The organism is Pseudomonas fragi (genome assembly GCF_025426255.1).
Lineage (GTDB): Bacteria > Pseudomonadota > Gammaproteobacteria > Pseudomonadales > Pseudomonadaceae > Aquipseudomonas > Aquipseudomonas kulmbachensis.
Genome location: NZ_CP104861.1, coordinates 3,066,786 through 3,090,024 on the forward strand (window position 1 = coordinate 3,066,786; position 23,239 = coordinate 3,090,024).

General features: G+C 58.6%; 21 protein-coding genes. 6 read left to right on the plus strand and 15 right to left on the minus strand.

Annotation, left to right across the window (positions count from 1 at the left end; translation table 11 throughout):
• The 3 genes from N7D90_RS14000 to selD all read right to left on the minus strand — a co-directional run bounded on the left by N7D90_RS14000 (position 1) and on the right by selD (position 3,951).
• Positions 1-1,665: an AMP-binding protein gene (locus tag N7D90_RS14000; protein WP_261738584.1), complete on the minus strand. Its 1,665-nt coding sequence runs from the start codon at positions 1,663-1,665 to the stop codon at positions 1-3.
• A gap of 145 nt (positions 1,666-1,810) precedes the next feature.
• Entirely contained in the window at positions 1,811-2,917 is a 1,107-nt protein-coding gene (gene mnmH / locus N7D90_RS14005; RefSeq protein WP_261738585.1) for a tRNA 2-selenouridine(34) synthase MnmH, read from the minus strand.
• Positions 2,917-3,951 carry a selenide, water dikinase SelD gene (gene selD, locus N7D90_RS14010; protein WP_261738586.1) on the minus strand — a complete coding sequence of 345 codons (1,035 nt, stop codon included), beginning with the start codon at positions 3,949-3,951 and terminating at the stop codon, positions 2,917-2,919. Before selD ends, mnmH begins: the two co-directional genes overlap by 1 nt.
• Positions 3,952-4,615: 664 nt before the next feature.
• Between selD and N7D90_RS14015 the strand changes: the two genes are divergently transcribed.
• The gene (locus N7D90_RS14015; RefSeq protein WP_261738587.1) at positions 4,616-4,945 is read left to right on the plus strand and encodes a hypothetical protein; all 330 of its coding nucleotides are present in this window, start codon (positions 4,616-4,618) and stop codon (positions 4,943-4,945) included.
• 54 nt (positions 4,946-4,999) lie between these two features.
• Here the strand turns inward: N7D90_RS14015 and N7D90_RS14020 are convergent, their stop codons facing one another.
• The 7 genes from N7D90_RS14020 to N7D90_RS14050 all read right to left on the minus strand — a co-directional run bounded on the left by N7D90_RS14020 (position 5,000) and on the right by N7D90_RS14050 (position 12,469).
• Positions 5,000-5,929 carry an electron transfer flavoprotein subunit alpha/FixB family protein gene (locus N7D90_RS14020; protein WP_261738588.1) on the minus strand — a complete coding sequence of 310 codons (930 nt, stop codon included), beginning with the start codon at positions 5,927-5,929 and terminating at the stop codon, positions 5,000-5,002.
• A gap of 2 nt (positions 5,930-5,931) precedes the next feature.
• The gene (locus N7D90_RS14025; protein ID WP_261738589.1) at positions 5,932-6,696 is read right to left on the minus strand and encodes an electron transfer flavoprotein subunit beta/FixA family protein; all 765 of its coding nucleotides are present in this window, start codon (positions 6,694-6,696) and stop codon (positions 5,932-5,934) included.
• 76 nt (positions 6,697-6,772) lie between these two features.
• Complete coding sequence (locus N7D90_RS14030) at positions 6,773-8,200, minus strand: purine-cytosine permease family protein (protein ID WP_261738590.1); 1,428 nt, start codon at positions 8,198-8,200, stop codon at positions 6,773-6,775.
• Positions 8,201-8,331: 131 nt separating this feature from the next.
• Entirely contained in the window at positions 8,332-9,474 is a 1,143-nt protein-coding gene (locus tag N7D90_RS14035; protein WP_261738591.1) for an acyl-CoA dehydrogenase family protein, read from the minus strand.
• Positions 9,471-10,631, minus strand: a complete 1,161-nt coding sequence (locus N7D90_RS14040) for a CaiB/BaiF CoA transferase family protein (protein WP_261738592.1) — start codon at positions 10,629-10,631, stop codon at positions 9,471-9,473. Before N7D90_RS14040 ends, N7D90_RS14035 begins: the two co-directional genes overlap by 4 nt.
• A gap of 300 nt (positions 10,632-10,931) precedes the next feature.
• Entirely contained in the window at positions 10,932-11,684 is a 753-nt protein-coding gene (gene hutC / locus N7D90_RS14045; RefSeq protein WP_261738593.1) for a histidine utilization repressor, read from the minus strand.
• 80 nt (positions 11,685-11,764) lie between these two features.
• A complete protein-coding gene (locus tag N7D90_RS14050) occupies positions 11,765-12,469 on the minus strand; it encodes a YoaK family protein (RefSeq protein WP_261738594.1) in 705 nt (234 codons plus the stop codon).
• Between the two features lie 262 nt (positions 12,470-12,731).
• Between N7D90_RS14050 and N7D90_RS14055 the strand changes: the two genes are divergently transcribed.
• Positions 12,732-13,406, plus strand: a complete 675-nt coding sequence (locus tag N7D90_RS14055; RefSeq protein WP_261738595.1) for a histidine phosphatase family protein — start codon at positions 12,732-12,734, stop codon at positions 13,404-13,406.
• 375 nt (positions 13,407-13,781) lie between these two features.
• Positions 13,782-14,003 carry a YgdI/YgdR family lipoprotein gene (locus N7D90_RS14060; RefSeq protein WP_261738596.1) on the plus strand — a complete coding sequence of 74 codons (222 nt, stop codon included), beginning with the start codon at positions 13,782-13,784 and terminating at the stop codon, positions 14,001-14,003.
• 47 nt (positions 14,004-14,050) lie between these two features.
• Here N7D90_RS14060 and N7D90_RS14065 read toward each other — a convergent pair whose 3' ends face one another.
• The 3 genes from N7D90_RS14065 to N7D90_RS14075 are packed head-to-tail and all read right to left on the minus strand — an operon-like array spanning position 14,051 to position 16,817.
• Complete coding sequence (locus N7D90_RS14065) at positions 14,051-15,343, minus strand: NAD(P)/FAD-dependent oxidoreductase (protein WP_261738597.1); 1,293 nt, start codon at positions 15,341-15,343, stop codon at positions 14,051-14,053.
• Positions 15,340-15,996, minus strand: coding sequence for an amino acid ABC transporter permease (locus N7D90_RS14070; protein WP_261738598.1), 657 nt, complete (start codon positions 15,994-15,996; stop codon positions 15,340-15,342). Before N7D90_RS14070 ends, N7D90_RS14065 begins: the two co-directional genes overlap by 4 nt.
• 59 nt (positions 15,997-16,055) lie before the next feature.
• Positions 16,056-16,817, minus strand: coding sequence for an ABC transporter substrate-binding protein (locus N7D90_RS14075; RefSeq protein ID WP_261738599.1), 762 nt, complete (start codon positions 16,815-16,817; stop codon positions 16,056-16,058).
• A 172-nt stretch (positions 16,818-16,989) separates the two neighbouring features.
• Here N7D90_RS14075 and N7D90_RS14080 point away from each other — a divergent pair, with 172 nt between their 5' ends.
• The 3 genes from N7D90_RS14080 to N7D90_RS14090 all read left to right on the plus strand — a co-directional run bounded on the left by N7D90_RS14080 (position 16,990) and on the right by N7D90_RS14090 (position 20,965).
• The gene (locus N7D90_RS14080) at positions 16,990-17,766 is read left to right on the plus strand and encodes an IclR family transcriptional regulator (protein WP_261738600.1); all 777 of its coding nucleotides are present in this window, start codon (positions 16,990-16,992) and stop codon (positions 17,764-17,766) included.
• Positions 17,767-17,997: 231 nt separating this feature from the next.
• The gene (locus tag N7D90_RS14085; RefSeq protein ID WP_261738601.1) at positions 17,998-19,053 is read left to right on the plus strand and encodes a permease; all 1,056 of its coding nucleotides are present in this window, start codon (positions 17,998-18,000) and stop codon (positions 19,051-19,053) included.
• 370 nt (positions 19,054-19,423) lie between these two features.
• Positions 19,424-20,965, plus strand: coding sequence for a SulP family inorganic anion transporter (locus N7D90_RS14090; RefSeq protein WP_261738602.1), 1,542 nt, complete (start codon positions 19,424-19,426; stop codon positions 20,963-20,965).
• Here the strand turns inward: N7D90_RS14090 and N7D90_RS14095 are convergent.
• On the minus strand, positions 20,951-21,964 hold the full coding sequence (locus N7D90_RS14095) for an AraC family transcriptional regulator (protein ID WP_261738603.1): 1,014 nt from the start codon (positions 21,962-21,964) through the stop codon (positions 20,951-20,953). The genes N7D90_RS14090 and N7D90_RS14095 overlap by 15 nt on opposite strands.
• Positions 21,965-22,045: 81 nt before the next feature.
• Positions 22,046-23,221 (minus strand): MFS transporter, encoded by a 1,176-nt coding sequence (locus tag N7D90_RS14100; RefSeq protein WP_261738604.1) that lies wholly within the window; start codon positions 23,219-23,221, stop codon positions 22,046-22,048.
• Positions 23,222-23,239 lie beyond the last annotated feature (18 nt).

Below are 23,239 nucleotides of genomic sequence, written 5' to 3' on the forward strand. Positions count from 1 at the left end.
TTAAGCAGAGACTTTGGCGCTTGCGGCCAGTTCAGCCTTGGCAATTTCCTGGTTGCGCAAAATAAAGCGCTGCAGCTTGCCGCTCGGCGTTTTCGGCAGCTCGCTGACAAATTCGATTTCACGGGGATAGGCATGCGCGGCCAGACGCTGGCGTACATGCAGGCGCAGGGTTTCAGCCAGTTGCGCATCGCCCAGGTACTGCGGGTTCAAAACCACGAAGGCTTTGACCAGCTCGGTGCGCTCGGGGTCCGGCTTGCCGACCACGGCGGCTTCGACCACGGCCGGGTGCTCGATCAGGGCGCTTTCCACATCGAACGGCCCGACGCGATAACCGGAGGTGGTGATCACGTCATCACTACGCCCGACGAAGCTGATGCTGCCGTCCGGGTTCAGCTCCACGGTGTCGCCGCTCAGGTAATAATTGCCGACGAACGCCTTGGTCTTGAAGCCTTCGTAGCCACCAAACCAGCACATTGGCGATTGGCTGCGATCAACTGCCAGAATCCCCGGTTGGCCGACGGGCAATTCCTGATAGTTATCATCGAGCACCACGATCCGATGCCCCGGCGAGGCGAAACCTGCGGCGCCCATATGCACCGGGTGATCGAGCCCGTGGTGGTTGCACAGCACCATGCCGACTTCGGTCTGGCCGTAGTGGTCATGGATGGTGACGTCGAGTTCTTCGGCAAACCAGCGAATCACTTCAGGGTTGAGCGGCTCACCGGCGCTGCTCACCACCCGCAACTGGCCCTTGATCTTGCTGGAGAACGCGTCCCCGGCAGCGATCAGCATCCGATACGCAGTGGGCGAACCGGTGAGGTTGGTGATGCCGTACTTCTTGATCACCCGACAGGTGCTTTCGACCGTGAACGGGCCATCGTACAAAGTGATCGGGTGGCCCATGGACAACGGCCCGGTGATCCCGAAGTAGATACCGTAGGCCCAGCCCGGATCAGCCAGGTTCCAGAACGAATCCTCAGGGCGCAGCCCCACCGCATCGCGGGTATAGCTCTGGAACGCGACAATCGCCTTGAGCGGCACCAGCAGCGGCTTGGCCGGGCCGGTGGTGCCCGAGGTGAACATCAGCAAAAACGGGTCTTCACCGGTGAGCATCACCGGCTCGCAGGTAGCCGGATAGTTATCCAGCTCCGCCCAAAAGCTGAAGTCGCCGCGCACCAGGCCCTGCCCTTTGGCCCCTGCCACCGTGACAATCGCAGGGCAATCATTGACCTCGTTGAGTTTGGCCCGGTTTACCGCATCCGTAACCACCAGCGCAGCGCCGGAACCATTGAGCCGGTGCTCGATGGCCTTGGGGCCAAATGCGGTGAAAAGCGGCTGGTAGATGGCGCCAATCCGCCAGGTTGCGAAGGCAACGATCAGCAACTCGACGTTACGCGGCAGCAAGCCTGCAACTTTATCGCCACGCTTTACGCCCTGGGCCAACAGAAAATTGGCAAAGCGCGCGGCCTGATCCTGTAACTGCGTGAAGGTATACGTTGCGCTGCTGGCATCGCGACCCTCCCAGAACAACGCAATACGACCCGGCAAGGCATGCCGATCACAGCACTCGACACAGGCATTGATGGCCGCCAAATGGCCGTCCAGTGCGCCCGTCACGGTACGTTGGTAGTCAAAATCATTCATCGCAGTCAGATAGTCGCGCATCAGCAGAATCCCTCGGTCTTTATTTTTAGGATGGGAACCGTGAAAAATCCTGCTGATAATCGCCTTGCGAAGGCTCTGCAACAATGGTCAAACCGCTCAAGCTGGGTGACTGCTTTGGCCAATGCCGGACCACACGCGGTAGCTGCTACGAAACCGTGTTGCCCGCCTGTTCGCGCAGATACTCAAGCACTGCCGCCTGATCACCGGCAAAGGCAATGCGCGAGCCTTTTTTCTCGCGCTGGAAGGCGTACATCGGGTCGTAATATTCGCGCAGCAAAGCCTCGATCCAGACCCGGTGCAGGTCCACCGCACCACAGCTTTCCTGCTCTTGCAGGGCGGCTTCCATGACGGCCTGCAAACGCTGATGGCGTTCGCCGCCCAGACGTCGCTGAATTTTCGCCAGGCTTTCCAGCAAACGCTGGGCAAACAGGGTGAAGCCGTGTTCGCCATTTTTGACAGTGAATTCAGCGCTCAAATCCACGACGTAGTCGCGCAAAATACGCTCGACACGGCTTTGCAGGCTGTCTTCCAGCCAGACCATCGGCGCGTCTTGCATGCGTTGATACAGCGCCAGTGGCAAGGCGCAGCTGCCGACCGTGCGGCTTTCGTCTTCGACCACAAAACCTTCGTGACCTTTGGCGCGCTTTTTCAGCACGTCGATCGCCAGACGGTTTTCAAAGTCGATATTCGACGGTTGTCCGGTCGCCCGTTTGCCGAAACTTGAGCCACGATGATTGGCATGGCCTTCAAGGTCCAGGCCATTGTTCAGTTGCACCAGCACATCGGTTTTTCCGGTGCCGGTCATGCCGCCGAGTACCGTCATGGCGCATTGCGCCACGGCATCATCAACGGTCTGGATCAGAAAGGTACGCAGCGCCTTGTAGCCGCCGGTGACACGCGGGTAATCGATCCCGGCATCCTGTTTGAGCCACTGCTGGACGATTTGCGAGCGCATGCCACCGCGAAAGCAGTACAGGCAGCCATCGGGGTTGGCCCGGGCAAAATCGGCCCATGCCTGCAGGCGTTCGGCTTTAGTCTGGCCCGACACCAGTTGATGCCCCAGCACCACAGCAGCCTGCTGGCCTTGCTGCTTGTAGCAGGTGCCGACACGTTCGCGCTCGTAGTCGGTCATCAACGGCAGGTTGACTACACCGGGGAACGCCCCTTTGTGAAATTCAATCGGCGCACGGGTGTCCATCATCGGCCGATCATTGAGAAACAGCTCGCGGAAGTCGGTTACGTCATAAGCCATCATGACACCTCAACCGCGTACGTCTGTCGCTCAACCAACTGGCCGATCGGCTCCAGTGCCAGGCCATGCTCGCTGGCCATTTGCAGGAACGCCTGGTTGCCCTCCGGACTGACGGCAACCAACAGGCCGCCGCTGGTTTGCGGGTCGCATAGCACACGCTTGTGCAATTCCTGAAGCGGCGAAAGCTTGCTGGCGTAACTGTCAAAGTTGCGCAATGTGCCGCCAGGTACACAGCCCTGTTCCAGGTAGTACTCAACCGAGGCCAGAAGCGGCACTTTGGCGTACTGGATCTGCGCAGTCAGGTGGCTGCCATCGGCCATTTCCACCAAATGCCCGAGCAGGCCAAAACCGGTGACGTCAGTCATCGCCTTGACCCCATCAAGCTTGGCAAACTGGCTGCCGATCTTGTTCAGCGTGCACATCCAGTCCCGTGCCAGACCGACGTCTTCGGTGCGCAACTTGCCCTTCTTCTCGGCCGTAGTGAGGATGCCGATACCCAAGGGTTTGGTCAGGTACAGCAGGCACCCGGCGGTCGCCGTGTCGTTGCGCTTCATGTGGCGCTTGTTGACCACACCGGTCACGGCCAGGCCGAAAATCGGCTCTGGGGTGTCGATCGAATGCCCGCCCGCCAGCGGGATGCCAGCGTCATCGCACACGGCACGACCACCGCGAATCACTTCACGGGCCACTTCGGGTGGCAGCAAATGCACCGGCCAGCCCAGAATCGCAATCGCCATCAACGGATCGCCGCCCATGGCATAGATATCGCTGATGGCATTGGTGGCCGCAATCCGGCCGAAATCGTAGGGATCATCGACAATCGGCATGAAGAAGTCGGTGGTCGAGACCACTCCGCGTTCGTCATCCAGCGCATAAACCGCCGCATCGTCGCGTGACGCATTGCCTACCCAAAGTTTGGAATCGAGGTTTTGCGCGCCACTGCCGGCGAGAATCACTTCCAGTACCTGAGGCGAAATCTTGCACCCGCACCCCGCGCCGTGGCTGTACTGGGTCAGGCGAATCGGCTCGCTCATGGAGGCACCTCTAGTCAATGTCAAAGCGCCTGATACTAGCAGAGCGGCGCCTTGCACCGCAGGTCTTCTGTAGCCGCTGCCGAAGGCTGCGACAAGGGCCGCAGCACCTTCGCCTTTGATGGAAGCGCCTTGGGGCCGCTGCGCAACCCATCGCAGCCTGCGGCAGTGGCTACAGGTTTTGTGACCATCGAGGGATGACCGGCATGCTGAAAATCGACCTGCCAGTCACATATGTAGTGCTTAAAAATAATCACTACATATGTATTGACGACAGGTTTTTCCCCCAGCATTATGCAGACGTCTTCCCCACCGGAAGCACTGGAAAGGGTTGTTGCATGCATGCTCGACGAGCTGTCGGGCTGTTCCGGGATAGGTACTGCCCACAAGGCAGAATTGATGAAGCTGACCTGGCTTGATCGTCCGCGTCAAAGACGACAGAGGCTAGCGAAAGGTCCTCAAGAAGCTTGTGGCTGATGCGTCATGTCACCCTGGCATCCTGGTTCACGCTGCTCTCCCTCGCTTTACGCTCTTTATGTAGCGCTTTGTTTTACGACTACATATGACGAACTCAAGGCAGATCTGCTTTAGATGGACACTACGTAGCGCTGCAGGTGCAGTTGCGCGAATCAATTAGACAGATCAACGAGTAGTCACGGAGTTAGCCATGAACCTGAATAACCAACCGACTGTTAACGAGCTGGCTCGACTGTTCGCCGCTCAGAAAGACACGCTGAACGACCACATCCTGTGGATCAGCGACGCCGGTGATGTGCGTATCGACGCAGTGACATCGTGCAAGGAAGAAACCAGATTCGAGGAGGAACGCCCACAAATGCGAGCCCACCTCAAAATGTACCGCCGTGGCCAAGGCTACGTGGGCAAGAAGGCCGCCGCCGATAGCGACTACATGGCGCGTGTCCTGCAAACCTTGACCCTGACCTGGGAAAAGGCTCAAACCGAGCCGGCACTGGTCAAAGTTAACAGCTACAGCTGATAACCCCGCCGTACAAAAAAGCCCCGGATAATCTCCGGGGCTTTTTTTGGGCTGCTATACCGCCTGTTCCAGCTCAGGCACCGCCTCGAACAAGTCCGCTACCAGACCGTAATCCGCTACCTGGAAGATCGGTGCTTCTTCGTCCTTGTTGATCGCAACGATCACTTTGGAGTCTTTCATACCGGCCAGATGCTGGATCGCGCCGGAAATACCAACGGCGATGTACAGTTGAGGCGCAACGATTTTGCCGGTCTGTCCGACCTGCATGTCGTTGGGTACAAAGCCTGCGTCCACTGCAGCACGAGAAGCCCCGACACCTGCGCCCAGCTTGTCGGCCAGTGAATACAGGTACTTGAAGTTGTCACCATTCTGCATCCCGCGACCGCCGGAGACGACGATTTTGGCTGCGGTCAGCTCAGGACGGTCCGACTTGGCCAGCTCTTCGCTGACAAACGACGAAGTGCCTGCATCGTGAACCGCTGCAAGTGCTTCAACCGCTGCCGAACCACCTTGTGCGGCAACCGGATCGAAACCGGTGGCACGCACGGTAATCACTTTGACCGGTGCAGTGGACTGCACGGTGGCAATGGCGTTACCGGCGTAGATCGGACGGGTGAAGGTGTCAGCGCTGATGACCGAGATGATCTCGGAGATCTGGTCAACGTCCAACTGCGCAGCAACGCGCGGCAGGATGTTTTTGCCGTTGGAGGTGGCAGCAGCCAGGATATGGCTGTAGCCAGCAGCAAGCTCAGCTACCAGCGGGGCAACGTTCTCAGGCAACTGATGCGCGTAAGCCGCGTTGTCAGCCACCAGGATTTTAGCCACGCCAGCAATGTTAGCAGCAGCTTCAGCTACAGCACCAATGCCCTGGCCTGCGACCAGAACGTTGATATCGCCACCGATTTTAGCGGCAGCGGCTACGGTGTTCAGCGTGGCCGGAGCCAGCGTTTTGCCGTCGTGTTCTGCGATTACCAAGATAGTCATGATTAGATTACCTTCGCTTCGGTTTTCAGTTTCTCGACCAGTTCAGCCACCGACTTGACCTTGATGCCCGCGCTGCGTGCAGCAGGCGCTTCGACTTTCAAGGTTTTGTTGGTCGACGCAGTGGAAACGCCCAACGCTTCTGGCGTCAGCACTTCAAGCGGCTTCTTCTTGGCTTTCATGATGTTTGGCAGGGACGCATAACGCGGCTCGTTCAAACGCAGATCCGTGGTGATGATCGCTGGCAAGCTCAGCGAAACAGTTTGCGCGCCACCGTCAACTTCACGGGTCACGACAACCTTGTCGCCCGCCACTTCAACTTTGGAGGCGAAAGTGCCCTGACCGTAACCGGTCAGCGCAGCCAGCATCTGGCCGGTCTGGTTGTTGTCGCTGTCGATGGCCTGTTTGCCCAGGATCATCAGCTGAGGCTGCTCCTTGTCGACCACTGCCTTGAGCAGCTTGGCCACGGCGAGCGAGGTCAGGTCTTCGGCGGACTCGACGAGAATGGCGCGATCTGCACCCAGTGCCAGCGCGGTACGCAGCTGTTCCTGAGCAGTGGTCGGGCCGATGCAGACGACGACGATTTCAGTCGCAACACCCCCTTCTTTTATAGAAAGCTCTTTCAGGCGTACGGCTTCTTCCACAGCGATTTCGCAGAAGGGGTTCATCGACATCTTGACGTTGGCGAGGTCAACACCGGAGTTGTCCGCCTTGACGCGTACTTTAACGTTGTAGTCGACCACGCGTTTGATACAGGCCAGCACCTTCATGGTTTTTTCCCTCTATGGCTGCAGGGGCAGCGCCGACAGCAAACAGCACCGCACACCTGTGTTGATTGGAAAGCCCTTAAACCGTCGCCGGTTCAACGGGCAAAATCAGTTGATCCGGCACCGCTTGCCCCGAGTTACGCGCCACGAAGTAATACACCAGCGCTGGCAGCGTCAGGCCGATAATCCACGAGATATCAGTCCCGCCCAGCGGCTCGACCAAAGGCCCGGTATAGAAGCTGGTGGCAATAAACGGCAGCTGAATTACCACCCCAAAGGCGTAGACCAGAATACCCCGCAGATTCCAGCGCCCGTATCGGCCATTCGGGTTAGACAGTGCCGGTACGTCATAGCGCTCTTTGCTGATCAAGTAGAAATCAACCAGATTGATCGCACTCCAAGGGGTGAAAAAAGCCAACAAAAACAGGATGAATGCAGAGAAGTCCTTGAGGAACGAATGCTGCCCCAGCAACGCCAACGCGGTAGCAAAGCCCACCATGAGCAGGATGTAAAACAGGCGCAAAGCTTTGGAAATTTCATGGTTGCCACGAAAGCCACTGACAATGGTCGCCAGTGACATGAAGCTGCCGTAAGCATTGAGTGTGGTGATGGTCACCTTGCCGAATACCACACAAAAATACAGCAACGCCGCCATTGCCCCGCTCGCTCCCATGCCAACGATGTACGACACCTCATGCCCGGCAAACTTGCTGCCCGCCAACGCGGCCACAAATACCCCGAAGACCATCGAAATCTGCGAACCGACGACCGACCCCAGACCCACCGCCAGAAAGGTTTTCAGCGACGAGGTATTGGATGGCAAGTAACGCGAGTAGTCCGCCACATATGGCCCAAAGGCGATCTGCCAGGACGCCGACAAGGAAATGGCCAGCAAAAAACTACTCAATGAAAAGTGTTTGTTGCTCAGCAACAAACCAATGTCGTTTTGTGAAATCAAGGTGTAGAACAGGTAGAAAAACGCCAGCACCCCGACCACACTCGCCACGCGGCCGATCATGTGAATAGTGCGATAGCCCAGAATGGTCAGCAGCACGATCAGCGCGGCAAAAATCAGTATGCCCCACGAATCACTCACCCCGATCAGTTGCCCCACCGCCTGCCCAGCCAGCACTGAACCGCTGGCCGAAAAGCCCACGTACATCAGGCACACCAGCACAATCGGGATCACTGCGCCGTAGACTCCGAATTGCACTCGGCTGGAGATCATCTGCGGCAAGCCCAGTTTCGGCCCCTGCGCCGCGTGCAACGCCATGATGGTTCCGCCCAGTACTTGCCCGATCAGCAGACCGATCAGCGACCAGAACACATCGCCGCCCAGCACCACGGCCAGGGCCCCGGTGACAATTGCAGTGACTTGCAGGTTGGCCCCGAACCACAAGGTGAACTGGCTGAACAGGCGCCCATGGCGCTCTGATTCAGGGATGTAATCAATAGAACGCTGTTCTACCAGCGTAGCCCGCGGCGAATCTTGGTTGAGCGTGGACATAAGCAGTTCCTTCAGGCTGGCACCACAGGTGCGCCGTGTTGTTTTGGGAAAGACTTTTCCAATCCTTGACCGGACTTCAGTGCATCCATGCAACAACGGGCAGGCCCCAACCTGCACCTGCCACAGGTTGATTACCTGGTAGCGTCGAGCAAGGCGCGGGAGATGATGATCTTCTGCACCTCGGAGGTGCCTTCAAAAATCCGCAAAATCCGTGCATCACGCACATAGCGCTCCAGCGGTAAATCCCGGCTGTAACCATAACCACCGTGCAGTTGCAGCGCGGCATCAGTAATAAACCCGGCGCATTCGGCGGCCACCAATTTGGCGGTGGCCGAGTCCAGGCTGAAACGTTCGCCGCTATCACGCCGGGCGGCGGCTTTCATGGTCAGCATGCGCGCACTTTCAAGCTGAGCGTACATGTCTGCCAGTCGCCATTGCGTACCTTGATACGCCGCCAGAGGCTTGGGCCCGATCTGACGCTCACGCACCCAGCTCAGGCTGGCTTGCAGAGCCGCATTGGCAATCCCGAGCGACATGGCTGCCACCTCCACCCGTCCGCGATCCAGCACCGCCATTGCCGTGTTGAACCCCTGGCCCTCAACACCGAGCAATGCCGACTCCGGCAACCAGCAGTCCAGCGCCAGCTCATAGATGGTACTGCCACGCAGGCCCATGGTTTTTTCCGGACTGGAGAAGCTGATGCCCGCCGTGCCCCTGGGCACCATAAAGGCACTGATGCCCTTGTGCCCGGCGTCTGCGTCAGTCTTCACGTACAGCACAATAAAGTCGGCTTCCTTGGCGTTGGTAATGTAGTGCTTGCTGCCGCGTATGCGCCAACCGCCCTCTTCACGTGCTGCGCGACTGCGCATATCGGCCGGGTTCGAGCCCGCCGCCGGTTCAGTCAGGGCAAAGGCACCGAGTAACTCGCCGCTGGCTGCACGTGGCAACCATTCCTGTTTTTGTTGCTCGGTGCCGCCGAGCAGGATCGAGTCCGTGGCCAAAAAGTGTGCGGTCATTGCCGATGCGGTGGAGGCACAGGCCCCCGCCACCGCTTCCACTACACGACTCATCGCCAGGCTACCGATGCCCAGGCCGCCGTATTCTTCTGGCAGGTTGATGCCCATGCAGCCCAAATCGCCCAGGGCCCGGATGCTCGCCAGACAAAAGCTTTCGGTTTCGTCGTAGTGCTGGGCCAGTGGTTGAATCACTTCGCGGGCCACTTGCTCGGCGCTGTCGACCACGGCCAACTCTTCTGCAGTCATTTCGAAGTTCATGCGTGTGCTCCTGCTTTACTCAAGCCAAATACGGCGTTGTCTGCCCCCAAACGTGGGGCAATAGTGGTTGCGTGGGGTTTAAGGCCATTGAAGAACACCGGTTGCGGCACCAGCGGCAATACCGCGCCCGCAGGCTGAAACTGCAACTGGCGCACACGGGCGTGCTCACTGCTCGCAGCTTGTGCCAGATCCCACACGGGCGATGACGGAACACCTGCATCGAGCAGGCCGTCGCACAAATGTTCAACACTGTGCTGCGCCGTCCAGGCTTCAATGGTGGCGCGCAGGGCCGGTTCATTCAGGGTGCGCTGGGTGTCATTGATAAAGCGCGCATCGGTCGCCAGTTCCGGCTGGCCCATGCACTGGCACAAGCGCTCAAACAAGCGATTACTTGCCACCGCAATGACCACCTGACCGTCTGCCGCGCAGTAGGTATCAAAGGGGGTCGAGACCGGATGCCGATTACCCACCAACCCCGGCGCCACACCGTTGGCGTAAAGGTTGGACAGACCGGTCATTTGCAGACTGAACAGCACATCAAACATGGCCACATCGATGTACTGCGCGCCCGGTGCATGCCGCTCACGGGCAAACAGCGCCGAGCTGATGGCCCAGGCCGCATAAACCCCCGCACACAAATCGCCAATGGCCTCACCGCTGCGGGTCGGGCCGGTGGCAGCGAATCCGGTGACACTCATCAGGCCGGACATGGCCTGCGCCACGATGTCGTATGCCGGGCGCTTGGACAGCGGACCTTCCTGGCCAAAACCGGAAATGCTGGCGTAGATCAGACGCGGGTTGTACTGCTTGAGGCTGTCGAAATCTATGCCCAAACGCTGAGTGACGCCGGGGCGAAAATTCTCGACCACAACATCAGCATCGGCCACCAACTCGTAGAAACGCTGGCGATCCGCTGGGTTTTTGAAATCAATTTCAACGCTGCGCTTACCGCGGTTAATAAGGCCGAAGTAGACACTTTCACCGTCCAGAAACGGCCCCAAGTGACGGGCATCATCACCCTCCTCGGGCACTTCGAACTTGATCACATCGGCCCCCAAATCAGCGAGCATCGCAGTGCAATGCGGCCCGGCCAGTACGCGACTGATATCCAGCACCCGTACACCTTGCAGTTGTTGCGTAAACGGACTGTTGTTCATGCCACCCCCTCAAATGCTCAAGCAGCGCAAACTAGTGCGCACTTATACCAACCTGTATGTACAAGTGAATGCAAGTGAAGGGCCAACACGCCAAAGGCATCGCGCAGGAAGGCTAAAATTAGTGAAAAATATTATTTAAAATCAGATAGTTAAAAAACTAATGTTTTTCACCAAAAGAATTTTACGCACGGAAAAGTTGCAAAAATGTGCCGCAACTTTGTGCATCAACAGGTAGGAAGGTAACAAAAACGCACCAAAAGTAACGCGAGTAACACACCGCTACCCGCTACAAACCACCACTCAGTTCCCGCATTGACCCTGCAGGCGATAGCGCGAACCCGGATACACCAGCCGGGCACAACCCACCAGGCCTTGAGCGGCCCAGGTGCGGCGACGAATCAGCAGGCATGGCTCATTTCGCTTGACGTTCAGCAAGCGGCATTCCGCAGATTTGGCATGAATCGCTTCCACCACATGTTCACCGCCGGTCAGTGGCGCCAGGTTCATCAGGTAGGCATAGGCGGTGGTACGGGTGAAGTCCTGCTGCAAGTATTCCGGGGCAATCTCGGCATTCACATAGCGCTCTTCGATTTGCACCGGCACATTGTTTTCGTAATGCACCATCACCGAGTGGAAGAAGCGTTTGACCCCATCCAGGGCAAACGGCAGCACAGGTGTAACCTTGGCCGGGACCTCTTCCAGCACCATTACCTCACAGCGATGCACGTGGCCGCGGTCGGCGATTTCCTGGGCAATATTGTGGATCTCGAACAACGCCGCATTGCCTTTGGGCACCGCCACAAAAGTTCCCACCCCCTGCATGCGTACCAGCAGCCCTTCGATAGTCAACTCACGCAATGCGCGATTGATGGTCATGCGGCTCACGCCCAGCAGGGTGAGCAGCTCGCTCTCGGAAGGCAGCTTGGAATTGGGCAACCAGGCGCCCGAACGGATTTTTTGCGCGATGGCCTGTTTGACGCGCGCGTACAGCGGCGCAGGACTCTCAATGGAAAATGACTCAAGGGATGAATTGTCATCGACTGACTTGGACACAACGACTCCTGTTCGTAGGGTTGGGCATGCTGGTGCGCCGGGCCAGTTTACGCCCAGCGTGGGCGAAGAAAAACGGGCGTTTAGCGCGGCATGTAATCGCGCTGCCAGCGACGCGGAATTCTCAGCGACAGCAGCCCCAGAGCTGCGGCAAAACCGGCGCTGAAAAGCATGGCCTTGAGCCCGAACTGCGCCTCCAGCACCGCGCCCAGTACCGCGCCCAGCAACATCCCGGTCCAGGGCACCAACTGCACTCGCCAGCCGCTGCGCCGCTCGCCCAGCATCCATCGCCCCAGGCCCCGACCAAAACGCGATAACGCCCCGGTCACATACGTCAAACCCACCGGCAAGCCATTAACCTGCTCCACCGCCGCATTGAGCATGCCCATCGCCACAATCGCCGCCAGCAACGCGGGTACTTGTGTCGCCAGCGGCAGCAACGCGGCGGTACACAACAAGCCGGCAATCACCAGCATCAACGGCAATGCCCGCCGCCCACTCCAGCGCCCCAACAATACTCCCAGGGCATTGCCGAGAATAAACGCCAGCACCGCAAGCAGCAGGCGTACCACCATGCTCACGTCACCCTCACCGACCGCCACGGCCAGACGCGTAGTATTGCCACTCATAAACGAGATGAAATTGCCGGTGGCCAGAAAGCCAATGGCGTCAGTCATGCCAGCCAGAACCGACAAGCTCGCGACCATTGCCAAACCCACCCGGCCGCGCCAGGCACGAACACGCAGGTGCACGGGATTGGTCGGTTTTCTGAATGGCGCTGGGAGCATTTCGGGAGCCTCTGTCGAGATACCGGACTAAAGAGCGAACGATTTTGTCATATAAAAAAGCCACCATAGCACTCGACCTGTAGGACTATTAGCTATCTAGCGCAGGTAAAATCGAACCAATTTTGAAACCGGTATCTAATGAACGCTTTGTTCAGGAATGAAAAAGCTTAGATAGTGCAGCACTAACAAGGAGAAACACACGGGCTGATACGCTCGATGTGCCAGGCCAATCAGCCTCAATAGATGTAATCAGAAGAACCCCATGACCCAGTCTGTTTGGATTAAACCTCGACTCAAGCCCTACGCACTGGCGGCTATCCCGCTGTTATTGGTCGCTGGCGCCATTACTCTGGCCATACATGCGGATGACGTCTTTGCCCAGCCGGTAGACGGTGTGCAGACCCTGGTGTTTATGCGCCATGCCGAAAAACCGGCCGACGGCCTTGGCCAGCTCACCTGTCAGGGGCTTAACCGCGCGATTGATCTGGCTACCCTGCTGCCGCAACGCTATGGCAAGGCCGACTACGTGTTTGCCGCCAACCCCTCACGCCAGGTTGAAGAGGGCGCCGATGATGACGCCTACAGCTACGTACGGCCACTGATGACCATCAACCCCAGCGCCATCAAGCTGGGCTTGCCAATCAATCTGGAGTACTCGGCCAATGACACTCGTGCCCTGGCCAATGAGTTGACCGACGACCAGTATCACAACTCGACCATCTACACCGCCTGGTCCCACGGCTACCTGCCAGAGCTGATCAATGACGTCGCCAGCAACGCGCTGGGCAAGAAAACCTCATTGATTGAAGACTGGCCCGGCAGTGACTTTGACTCACTGTATGTGCTGACCCTGACCTGGAAAGACGGCAAGGCCACACTGCTCAACCGCACTGAAAAGCAGCTTCTGGACAATGGCTCCAGGACCTGCCCGAGCTGATCGCCAACGGTCTGCCCCGGTATAAACATTGTCCGCGCCAGAACATGCCTATACCATCACCACGATTTTTTGTAGCCCCTATAGCCCCTGACGAGGCACGGGGCCTCAGCCCATCGCAGCCTCGTGCCTCATCAGCGGCAGAGATACTTCAAGCGTGGGAGCGAGCCTGCTCGCGAAGATCATTCGCGAGCAGGCTCGCTCCCACTGGGGCTTGACCTGGAACAGAGTAGCTACAGGTACATTCCTCGCCAGCAAAGACGTCAGGCACAAAATCGAAAAAACGCTGTCAGATCCAGCAACTGCTTCGCAGCGCTGGCGGCAGAACGAAGCCCGGCGCGACTATTTTCTTACTTGCCAACAGCTCAAGGTACACGCATGAAGATCAACGTTATCGGTTTACCCCTGCTTTTGGTGGCCTTGCTGGGATTGGCTGGCTGCGCGACCCCGAGCGTTGTGACCCTGCAAAACGGCACGCAGTACCTGACCAAAGACCTGCCAAACACCACCAACAAGGACGGCTTCTATGAGTTCGTGGACATTGCAGGCAAACACATCAAGATCAGGGCTGATGATGTCTCCACCATCAAGTCGGACTGACAACAGCATCAGGCTGTAAGCGGCAACCTTGAAACTTGCCGCTGCCCTTACCCGTTCAGCGCATCCAGCAGCCGGTAGTAGCTGATACCCGCCGCCACGTACAAGCGCTGCAAGCTGTGAAAGGGAATTCGGCGAATCGGCGTCACCGGAAACGGGAAGTCATCGCTGGCGCCTGAGATCCGCGCCGCAAGGTGCTTGCCCAAGGTGCTCGACATCGCAATACCGCGCCCGTTGTAGCCCATCAGGATTGATAGCCCCGGTTGCGGCTCATGTAATTGCGGCAGCATGCTATGGTTGAGCGCCACACGACCGCTCCAGCGGTATTCAATCGCGACCCCCGCCAATTGTGGAAACACGCTGACCAGCGAGCGCTCCAGATGCCCCCAATCTTCAGCCCGACGCGGCTCGGCGAAGGGCCCTCGCCCGCCCAGCAACACGCGGCCCTGAGCATCCTGCTTGAAATACAACAACAAACGCCGGGCATCCGAACACACTTCCCCACCGGGCAAAATGGTTTTGCGCAACTCTGGTGAAAGTGGCCGGGTCGCGATCATGAAACTGTTGGCCGCCAGCACGGTTTGGCGCAGCCCGGGCCACAAGCCATCGGTATAGCCATTGGTCGCCAGCACCACGCGCTCGGCGGTGACAGTGTGCCCCTGGGCGGTGGTCAATTGCCATTGCGGGCCAATTCGGCGCAGGTCTGTCACCCGGCTGTCGCTGTGAATCATCACCCCACGGCCCAGTGCCGATCTGGCCAAGCCCCGGGCATAGTTCAGCGGATGCAGACTGCCAGCTCGCGGATCAACCCACCCGCCCACGTAATTTTGCGTGCCGATACGCTGGCAAACAGCATCGCTGTCCAGCAACTCGGCTGCGATGCCGCGCTGCTGCCACTGTCGGGCACGGTGCTCCAGGGTCTTCATCGTGGCATAGGAAAAAGCCGGCTGGATCCAGCCCTTGCGCGTGGCATCGCAAGCAATGCCGTACTCGCGAATCAAGGAAAACACTTCGTCCGCTGCCCCGCCGCACGCTTCGATGATCTTCTCACCGCGCACCGCACCGAAGCGCTCAATCAACTGATCCGGATCGTATTTTAGCCCCGGAATCACCTGCCCGCCGTTGCGCCCCGAAGCCCCCCAGCCTGGCTCTCCCGCATCCAGCACACACACACTGACACCCGACTCCGCCAGGCGCAGCGCAGTCACCAGCCCGGTGTAGCCGGCACCGACAATCGCCACATCGACGCGCTTGTTTTCTGCCAGGGGCCGGGTCAGCGCTCCAGGACGAGAGGTCGCGGACCATAGCGAAGGCGGCAGTTTCAGTTTTGACGTTGGCTTCATGTACGCCTCCGCAGCGCAAAACGGCCTTCCAGACGACGCAAGCCATAGGACAGCGGCAAGCTCATCGACAGATAGAGCAACGCAACCAGGGTGTAGACCGTCATGTTTTCAAACGTCGAAGACGCGATCAGTTGCCCTTGGCGAGTCATCTCGGCCACGGTGATGGTCGATACCAGTGACGAGTCCTTGAGCATCATCACCAGTGTGTTGCCATAGGGTGGCAAGGCAATGCGAAACGCCTGGGGCAATACGATCCTGCGCATGATCAGCAGGCCGCGCATGCCAAAAGACTCGGCAGCTTCGATCTGGCCAATGTCGATGGCTTGAATTCCGGCCCGGAAGTTCTCGGCCTGATAAGCCGAATAGGCTATCCCCAAACCGACCACCCCAGCCTGCATGGCGCTGAGCTGGATACCGAAGTCGGGTAATACAAAATAGATATAAAACAGCTGCACGATGATCGGCAGTCCGCGAATCACATTGACCACGCCAATGGCGAACAAGGCGACGGCACGAATTTTGGAAACCATCATCAGTGCGAACAGCAGGCCAATCACTGAACTGAGCAGGAACGACCCCGCCGTGACCTGAACCGTGACCACAGCGCCTTTGAGCAGAATCGGAAGAAAGTCCAACGCATCCTGGAGAAACATAAACTACCTGCGCACCGCTACAAAAAGTGGCCCACCGCATCGCGGGGGCCACAGGATCATCAGTTCAGCTTCCACTTCTCGATGATGCGTTGCAGCGAGCCGTCCGCCTTGATCGCAGCAATGCCCTTGTTGACCTGCGCCAGCTTCTCGGCGTCGCCCTGACGCATGACCAGGCATACGTCGCCCATCACCACCGGCACATAACTGCTCGACAGTTTCACGTCCGGGTTTTTGCCCTGGGCCAACTGGTAGGCGATGATCGGGCGATCACCGAATGCGGCCTTGATACGGCCCAGTTTCAGGTCGCGCATCATGTCTGGAATGGAGTCGTAGCTACGGACTTCCTTGAAGCCACCGTGCTTGTTCAGCGCATCAAGGAACACCGTGCCCACTTGCGCACCGACCACTTCACCGGCCAGGTCAGCCATGGTCTTGTATTCTTTCTGATCATCAGCCTGAACCATCAGGCCTTCGCCGTAGCTGAAGATAGGATCGGAATACTGCACAACCTTCTCACGCTCGGGGGTCTTGAGCATGGCGGCGGAAATCAGGTCAATCTTGTTGGTAGTCAGCGAAGGGATCAGTGCGGCAAACGTGGTTTGCTGGATTTCGGTACCAAACCCACCGGCTTTGCCGACAGCTTCAGCTGCGTCGACCATCATGCCCTGGATTTTACCGCTCTTGATATCGAGGAAGGTGAACGGGATGCCCGTCGCCGTTGCTCCGACTTTGTACACAGGCTCTGCAACAGCTGCGGCTGATCCAATCAGCCCGGCAGCCATGGCGCAAACAAGCGTCAGTACTTGAAAAGGTTTTTGCATAGCGAATCTCCCTGTGGTCGCTTTTGGTTGTTCCTATGCGGCACTCAACAACCCTTGCACCCTCTGGTACAAAATGCCGCCATCGACTATAACCAATTTACTTAAATCGTAAAGAGATTTATAAGTATCGGATATCGATACTTATATGCCCGAAAAATGCATAGGATGCGCCATGAGCGATAACAACAACCCTCTTTTCAACCAGTCACTGGAAAAGGGCCTGGCCGTTCTTCGCGGCTTTGGAGCAGCGCGGCGCACCATGACCCTGGCGGATATCGCGCTGGCGGCGGGCATCAGCAAAAGCTCGGCCCAGCGCATGGTGCATACCCTTGAGGAGCTCGGTTATGTGCGCAAACATCCGCAAAGCCGACGCTTTCAGTTAACGCCCAAGGTCATGGAGATCGGCTACAACTACCTGACGGCCGACATCCTGGTCGATGTCGCCAACCCCTACCTGGCCGAGCTCAACCAGATCACCGGAGAGACGGTCAACCTGACAGAACCGGACGGTCTGGACATGGTGTTTGTCTCGCGTTTTGTCGCGCCAAAATTTATCCCGATCCATATGCCCATCGGCAGCCGCATCCCCATGTACTGCTCCGGGGGCGGTCGTGCGTACCTGAGTGGCCTGACCGACGACGAGGTTCACAGCGTGCTGCAAGCCAGTGAACTGGTTGAACTGACCCGCTACACCCTGACCGATGCCTCGGCCATTTTTGAGCGCGTGCAAATCAGCCGCAAACAGGGCTATGCCACCAACAAGGAAGAAATGTTCCTCGGCGACATGACCATTGCTGCGCCGATATTCAACAGCCACGGCCTGCCGGTTGCCGCCGTACACGTAGTAGTGCCCAGCAGCCGTTGGGTCATGCAAGACGCCGAAGACAAAGTTGCCTCGACCGTTATCCAATGCGCCCGTGGAATCAGCAATTCGATCAGGACCTTGTAACCCCGATCTTGTCGATACTCTGCTCCAGGCTCGCTCCCACGCTTGAAGTATCTGTAGCCGCTGACGAGTAGAACGAGACTGCGTCCGGTTGCGCAGCGACCGTAAACCCTGAACCCTGGTTTTGCTGTCTCATCGCGAACGCAGCCTCGCGGAGCTCGTCGGCGGCTACAGGATTTATGGTCCGGGGACAGGTATCATGCGGCGCTATTTCCCTGCGTTTGGTAACTCTTTATGTCCAGTATTTCCCCAGCCAAGCCCACTAGAGGCTGGTCATTCTGGTGCAAGCCCCTGCTGTTTTTGCTGATTGCCGGTATTGGTCTGTACTACGTCAAGTGGTCGCCCTACTACCTCAAGGCTTTTGTCGCCGCCGACAACCACAGCATCGGAGCCTCGATCCTCAACGATAATCAGGGCGAACCCATCGCCGCCGCACTGGCCTATGCCCAGGTGTACTTTCTGGCGATCTGGAAAGCCGCCGTGCTGGCGGTCATTCTAGGCTCGCTGATTCAGGTACTGATCCCCCGTGACTGGCTGCTGCGCCTGTTCGGCAAGGCCGGGCTGGGCTCGACCCTGCGTGGTGGCCTGTTCGCCTTGCCGGGCATGATGTGTACCTGCTGCGCGGCGCCTGTGGCCGCTGGCATGCGTCGGCAAAAGGTCTCGGTAGGCGCGGCACTGGCCTTCTGGATCGCCAACCCGGTACTCAACCCTGCAACCCTGGTGTTTATGGGCTTTGTACTGGGCTGGGGCTTTAGTGTTCTGCGCCTGGTCGCCGGGATCGTGCTGGTGGTTGGTGTGTCACTGATTGCACAACGCATCTCGCGCCCCGAAAGTATCCCCGACGCGGCACTGGACGCAGTGTCCGAGGCCAGCCAGATTGTTCAGCAGAACTTCTTCAGCCGCTGGGGCCAGACCTTGTGGCAATTGTTCTGGAATACCATTCCGGTGTATCTGCTGGCAGTGCTGTTGCTGGGCGCAGCACGCGTATGGCTGTTCCCCCATGTGGACGGCGCCATGAGCGATAACCTGATGTGGCTGGTCCCTCTGGCCATTATCGGCACGCTGTTTGTGATCCCCACGGCGGCGGAAATTCCGATTGTGCAGACCATGATGGCTCTAGGCATGGGCACAGCCCCAGCCGTGGCGCTACTGATGACCTTGCCGAGCGTCAGCCTGCCGTCACTGCTGATGCTACGCAAAGACTTCGACACCCGGGTTCTGGTCAGCGTGGCTCTGATGACCATGCTGGTCGGTGTACTCAGCGGTCTGGTCGGAATGTGGTTGCTTTAAAACCGCCAACAACACCCTGCGCCTGTGGAGCGGGCGGGCTCGCGAAACTTCTGACCATCACCGTAAAGCCCGTGCTAGAGCGGTCAATTAAGGTTCAGTTAAGTTTCGGGGGCTAACGTGACCAGCGAGTCACAAATGACTCGCATTAGCTATTCCCCTGCTCCACCACAGAGGATGAACGATGGATAACAAGGTGACACAGCTCCCGACTGCAACTACTACCCTTCCTGACTTGCATCTCCTCACCGAAGACAACTCCTTGCGCGATACCTGAAGCGCGCGTCCAAACCTATCCCAACGAGGTATCGGTGGCGGCCGAACATGACGCCAGGCCTTGCCACGCCTCCAGGAATCCCCAGGGAGAATCATCATGCGTGCTGCGCAATTAAAAACGCTACTGCCACGGGAGCTATTGGCCTCTGTGGTTGTGTTTCTGGTCGCCCTGCCCTTGTGCATGGGCATCGCCATCGCCTCCGGGATGCCACCGGCCAAAGGCTTGATCACCGGCATCATCGGCGGCCTGGTCGTGGGGTGGCTGGCGGGGTCGCCGCTGCAAGTCAGTGGCCCGGCAGCCGGTCTGGCAGTACTGGTATTCGAAGTGGTGCGCCAGCATGGCATGGTCATGCTGGGGCCGATCCTGCTGCTGGCAGGTTTTCTGCAACTGTTGGCCGGACGTTTGCGCCTGGGCTGCTGGTTCCGCGTCACCGCCCCGGCTGTGGTCTACGGCATGCTTGCCGGGATCGGGGTGCTGATAGTGCTGTCGCAAATCCATGTAATGCTCGACGGCGTGCCAAAACCTTCCGGCCTGGACAACCTTGCAGGTTTCCCGCAGGCATTGGCGCAAGCCATTCCAACCCTGGGTGGCGGCCTTGGATGGCAGGCAGGACTCCTGGGCCTGGCAACCATTCTGGTGATGTGGTCGTGGGACAAATTACGCCCGCAAAAACTGCGCTTTGTCCCCGGTGCCCTGCTCGGCGTGGGCTTGACCACTCTGGTCAGCCTGATAATGGCGTTGCAGGTAAAACGGGTTGAAGTCCCGGAAAACCTGGCGGACGCTATCGACTGGCTGCGCCCAGCCGACCTGCTGAACCTGGCCGATCCCAATCTGTTGATCGCGGCGTTTGCAGTGGCGTTTATCGCCAGTGCAGAAACCTTGCTGTCCGCAGCAGCCGTCGACCGTATGCACAACGGCAAGCGCTCTGATTTTGACAAGGAACTGACGGCACAGGGGGGCGGCAATATGCTCTGTGGCGTGCTCGGTGCATTGCCAATGACCGGAGTGATCGTGCGCAGCTCGGCCAATGTTCAGGCAGGCGCCACCACCCGTCTTTCGGCAATGTTCCATGGCCTTTGGCTGCTGGCTTTTGTGATGTTGCTGTCCAGTGTGCTGCAAAGCATTCCAGTGGCAAGCCTGGCGGGAGTACTGGTCTACACCGGGATCAAATTGGTGGACCTCAAGGCCTTCCGCGGCCTGGCCCGTTATGGCCGCATCCCGATGCTGACCTATGCCGCAACCGCGCTGTCGATCATCTTCACCGACTTGCTGACCGGGGTACTGCTGGGTTTCGGCTTGACCCTGGCCAACTTGGCGTGGAAAGCAGCACGTCTGAAAATCAGCTTGATTGACCTGCCCCAAAGCGGCGAGATGGAGTTGCGGCTCAATGGTTCTGCGACCTTCCTCAAAGTACCGGCATTAACTCAGGTACTGGCTCGCGTACCAGCAGGCAGCAGCGTATATGTACCACTTAATAACCTGAGCTATATCGATCACTCCTGCCTGGAGTTGTTCGAAGAATGGGGGCGGGCCAATGCCGCCAAGGGCTCGAAGCTGATCATTGAACCCCAGGGGTTGAAACGCCGTCTGGAAGGCCGACTGCGCACCACCCGGGGCCTGGGTTCAGCCACCGCCTAAAATCAAACTCCGGTAATGCCCAGGATTGGTCCCTGACCATTTGCGAAAGGCCTTGTAAAACGAGCTGGTGTCGGCAAAACCCAGGCGCTGGGCGATGTCGGCAAAGCTGTGGTCGGGGTCGGCCAGCCAGCCAATCGCCAGTTCCTTGCGCACGCCGTCCTTGATCCCTTGAAAGGTTTGCCCCTCGTCCGCCAAACGGCGGCGCAGGGTTGACGCCGACATGCACAGGCTCTGCGCCATGCCCTGGGTTTCAGGCCACTGCTCGGCTGGCAACTGGCGCAAATCCTGTTTGATCTGGCTGGCCAGGCTCAACGGGTCACGGTACTTGACCAGAATATTGGCCGGAGCTTCGGCCAAAAAACGCTTCAGTTCCTGGGCGTTGCGCTTGATCGGTGCATCCAGGCAATCGGCGGCAAATATCATCCGTGTGCGTGGCCGCTCAAAGCGCAGGTTCTCGGAGAACATCACTTCGTAGTCACCGCAGTAATCGGGCGCTTCACAGCGCAGCTCGATGGCCAGAATCGGCAGTCGTCGCCCGGCCAGCCAGCAGGCCACACCGTGCACGATCATCCAGTAGGTGAAGTAGGTAAAGCCACGGCTCGTCTGCTGGTCAGGTTCCTGCAAGACGATTTCGGCCAGGCTTTGCTGGCGCACCAACCGCGCCGGCAAGCGCTCAAGCATCAACGACAGAAATCCCAGCACCACCTCCAGCCCCTGGGCCAGCGTCGGCTGCGCCATGGCCGTGCGGCACATGAACTCCAGGCTGCCGGAGCGCAACTTGTGTGGGTCCATGCCAAAAAATTCGTCATCCAGACGTCGCGCCAACAGCCGCCACAGACGTGCATAGACTATTGCAGGCACGCGGGCCTGCGGCTCGTCGAGCAGCGCCGGAGCGATACCGACCTTGTGCAACACTTCATCCGTGGCACTGCCCGGCGCGCAACTCTGCAACAGCGCCTCGCGCACCAGATGAATGGAGATGGTGTCCTTGTTCAGCATTGGCCCGGTTCCAAGCCCGATGACTTTTAGATGACGGCCATCTTAAGCAGCACGGATCAAAAAGCCAGCAGTACCTTAGCCTTATACGGCCAGCGCCAATGGCGGTGCTGCCAAACGCTTGGCCAGCAACCCGGCAAACGCCACCACCGGGACCACCGCGGTAGCCAGAGCCAGCCATAACAGACCGGCAAAACCGTCCACCACCAATTGCCCGGCCAGCGCTGGCCCGACCATAGAGCTCAAGGCAAAGGCAGCAGGAATCAACATGATCGAACGCCCGCTCGGGTCGAGCCTCGCAACCGCAGCGGTCTGGTAGATGCAGCCCCAGCAGAAACCCACCTCCCAGATCCAGGCCCCCAGGGCGTACAGGACAAAGCCTTCGGCATAGGCCAGCAACAGCAAACCCGTACCGATTACCGCCAGCACCAGCAAGTGCGGCCAGCGTGTACCGAGTCGGTCGCCAATCAGCGCCAGCGCCAAGGCCGCACCGCCACCGAGCAGTTTAAGCACCGCAAACACCACCCCCATTTGTGCGGGCGCCACGTCCAGACCATGCCCAAGACGTTCAAGAAATGCCCACAGACCGATCTGCCCGGCACCAAACACAAAGAAAAACCCCAGTGCCCAATACGCAGGCACAGGGAAGAGAAAACGGCCTCGAAGGGAATTGTCTTTAGCCAAATCCGCCTGTACCGCGAAATCACTGCGGCGCGGCAACGCAAAGGCGCTCAGGCTCAGTAACAGAATCATGGCCGCCAGCACCAGCGCGCCACCGGCGTAGTGATAGTTGCTGATCACCATCGAAGGCAACACAAACAGCACCAGCGCCACCAAGCCCAGCTCAATCCCCTGGCGCATGCCAAACGCCCGCTCCTTGTTGGGCATCTCAGCCATGATCCGCAGCCCGAGGCAGGTCATCAGTGCGGCAAAAAAACCGATCAGCGCCCACAACGGCAGCTGTGCAGGGGCCGGCAACTGTGAAGAGGCCAGCAATGCCAGTGCCGCGCCCAATGCGCAGCCAAACGTCAGGACGCGCCAGTTGCAGCGGTCGATAAAGCCCACAGCAACCAGCGTCCCCACCAGATAGCCGCTGAAGCACACAGAGCCGAGCAAACCGATTTGCGACGGTGCAAAACCGAAACTGTCCGCCAGTGAGCCCAGCAGAATGGGCAGGGTATTGAAGGGCAAGCCACCGATGGTCGACGCCAGACTGGCGGCCAACATAAAGGTCAGGGTTTTACGTTGGTTCAGCGTCATCGGCAGTGCCCTTCGCTC

Excerpts from the sequence above, each read along its gene's own strand:
- N7D90_RS14000 (WP_261738584.1), bottom strand. The coding sequence starts at position 1,665 with ATGCGCGACTATCTGACTGCGATGAATGATTTTGACTACCAACGTACC.
- mnmH (WP_261738585.1), bottom strand. The coding sequence starts at position 2,917 with ATGGCTTATGACGTAACCGACTTCCGCGAGCTGTTTCTCAATGATCGG.
- selD (WP_261738586.1), bottom strand. The coding sequence starts at position 3,951 with ATGAGCGAGCCGATTCGCCTGACCCAGTACAGCCACGGCGCGGGGTGC.
- N7D90_RS14015 (WP_261738587.1), top strand. The coding sequence starts at position 4,616 with ATGAACCTGAATAACCAACCGACTGTTAACGAGCTGGCTCGACTGTTC.
- N7D90_RS14020 (WP_261738588.1), bottom strand. The coding sequence starts at position 5,929 with ATGACTATCTTGGTAATCGCAGAACACGACGGCAAAACGCTGGCTCCG.
- N7D90_RS14025 (WP_261738589.1), bottom strand. The coding sequence starts at position 6,696 with ATGAAGGTGCTGGCCTGTATCAAACGCGTGGTCGACTACAACGTTAAA.
- N7D90_RS14030 (WP_261738590.1), bottom strand. The coding sequence starts at position 8,200 with ATGTCCACGCTCAACCAAGATTCGCCGCGGGCTACGCTGGTAGAACAG.
- N7D90_RS14035 (WP_261738591.1), bottom strand. The coding sequence starts at position 9,474 with ATGAACTTCGAAATGACTGCAGAAGAGTTGGCCGTGGTCGACAGCGCC.
- N7D90_RS14040 (WP_261738592.1), bottom strand. The coding sequence starts at position 10,631 with ATGAACAACAGTCCGTTTACGCAACAACTGCAAGGTGTACGGGTGCTG.
- N7D90_RS14050 (WP_261738594.1), bottom strand. The coding sequence starts at position 12,469 with ATGCTCCCAGCGCCATTCAGAAAACCGACCAATCCCGTGCACCTGCGT.
- N7D90_RS14055 (WP_261738595.1), top strand. The coding sequence starts at position 12,732 with ATGACCCAGTCTGTTTGGATTAAACCTCGACTCAAGCCCTACGCACTG.
- N7D90_RS14060 (WP_261738596.1), top strand. The coding sequence starts at position 13,782 with ATGAAGATCAACGTTATCGGTTTACCCCTGCTTTTGGTGGCCTTGCTG.
- N7D90_RS14065 (WP_261738597.1), bottom strand. The coding sequence starts at position 15,343 with ATGAAGCCAACGTCAAAACTGAAACTGCCGCCTTCGCTATGGTCCGCG.
- N7D90_RS14070 (WP_261738598.1), bottom strand. The coding sequence starts at position 15,996 with ATGTTTCTCCAGGATGCGTTGGACTTTCTTCCGATTCTGCTCAAAGGC.
- N7D90_RS14075 (WP_261738599.1), bottom strand. The coding sequence starts at position 16,817 with ATGCAAAAACCTTTTCAAGTACTGACGCTTGTTTGCGCCATGGCTGCC.
- N7D90_RS14080 (WP_261738600.1), top strand. The coding sequence starts at position 16,990 with ATGAGCGATAACAACAACCCTCTTTTCAACCAGTCACTGGAAAAGGGC.
- N7D90_RS14085 (WP_261738601.1), top strand. The coding sequence starts at position 17,998 with ATGTCCAGTATTTCCCCAGCCAAGCCCACTAGAGGCTGGTCATTCTGG.
- N7D90_RS14090 (WP_261738602.1), top strand. The coding sequence starts at position 19,424 with ATGCGTGCTGCGCAATTAAAAACGCTACTGCCACGGGAGCTATTGGCC.
- N7D90_RS14095 (WP_261738603.1), bottom strand. The coding sequence starts at position 21,964 with ATGCTGAACAAGGACACCATCTCCATTCATCTGGTGCGCGAGGCGCTG.
- N7D90_RS14100 (WP_261738604.1), bottom strand. The coding sequence starts at position 23,221 with ATGACGCTGAACCAACGTAAAACCCTGACCTTTATGTTGGCCGCCAGT.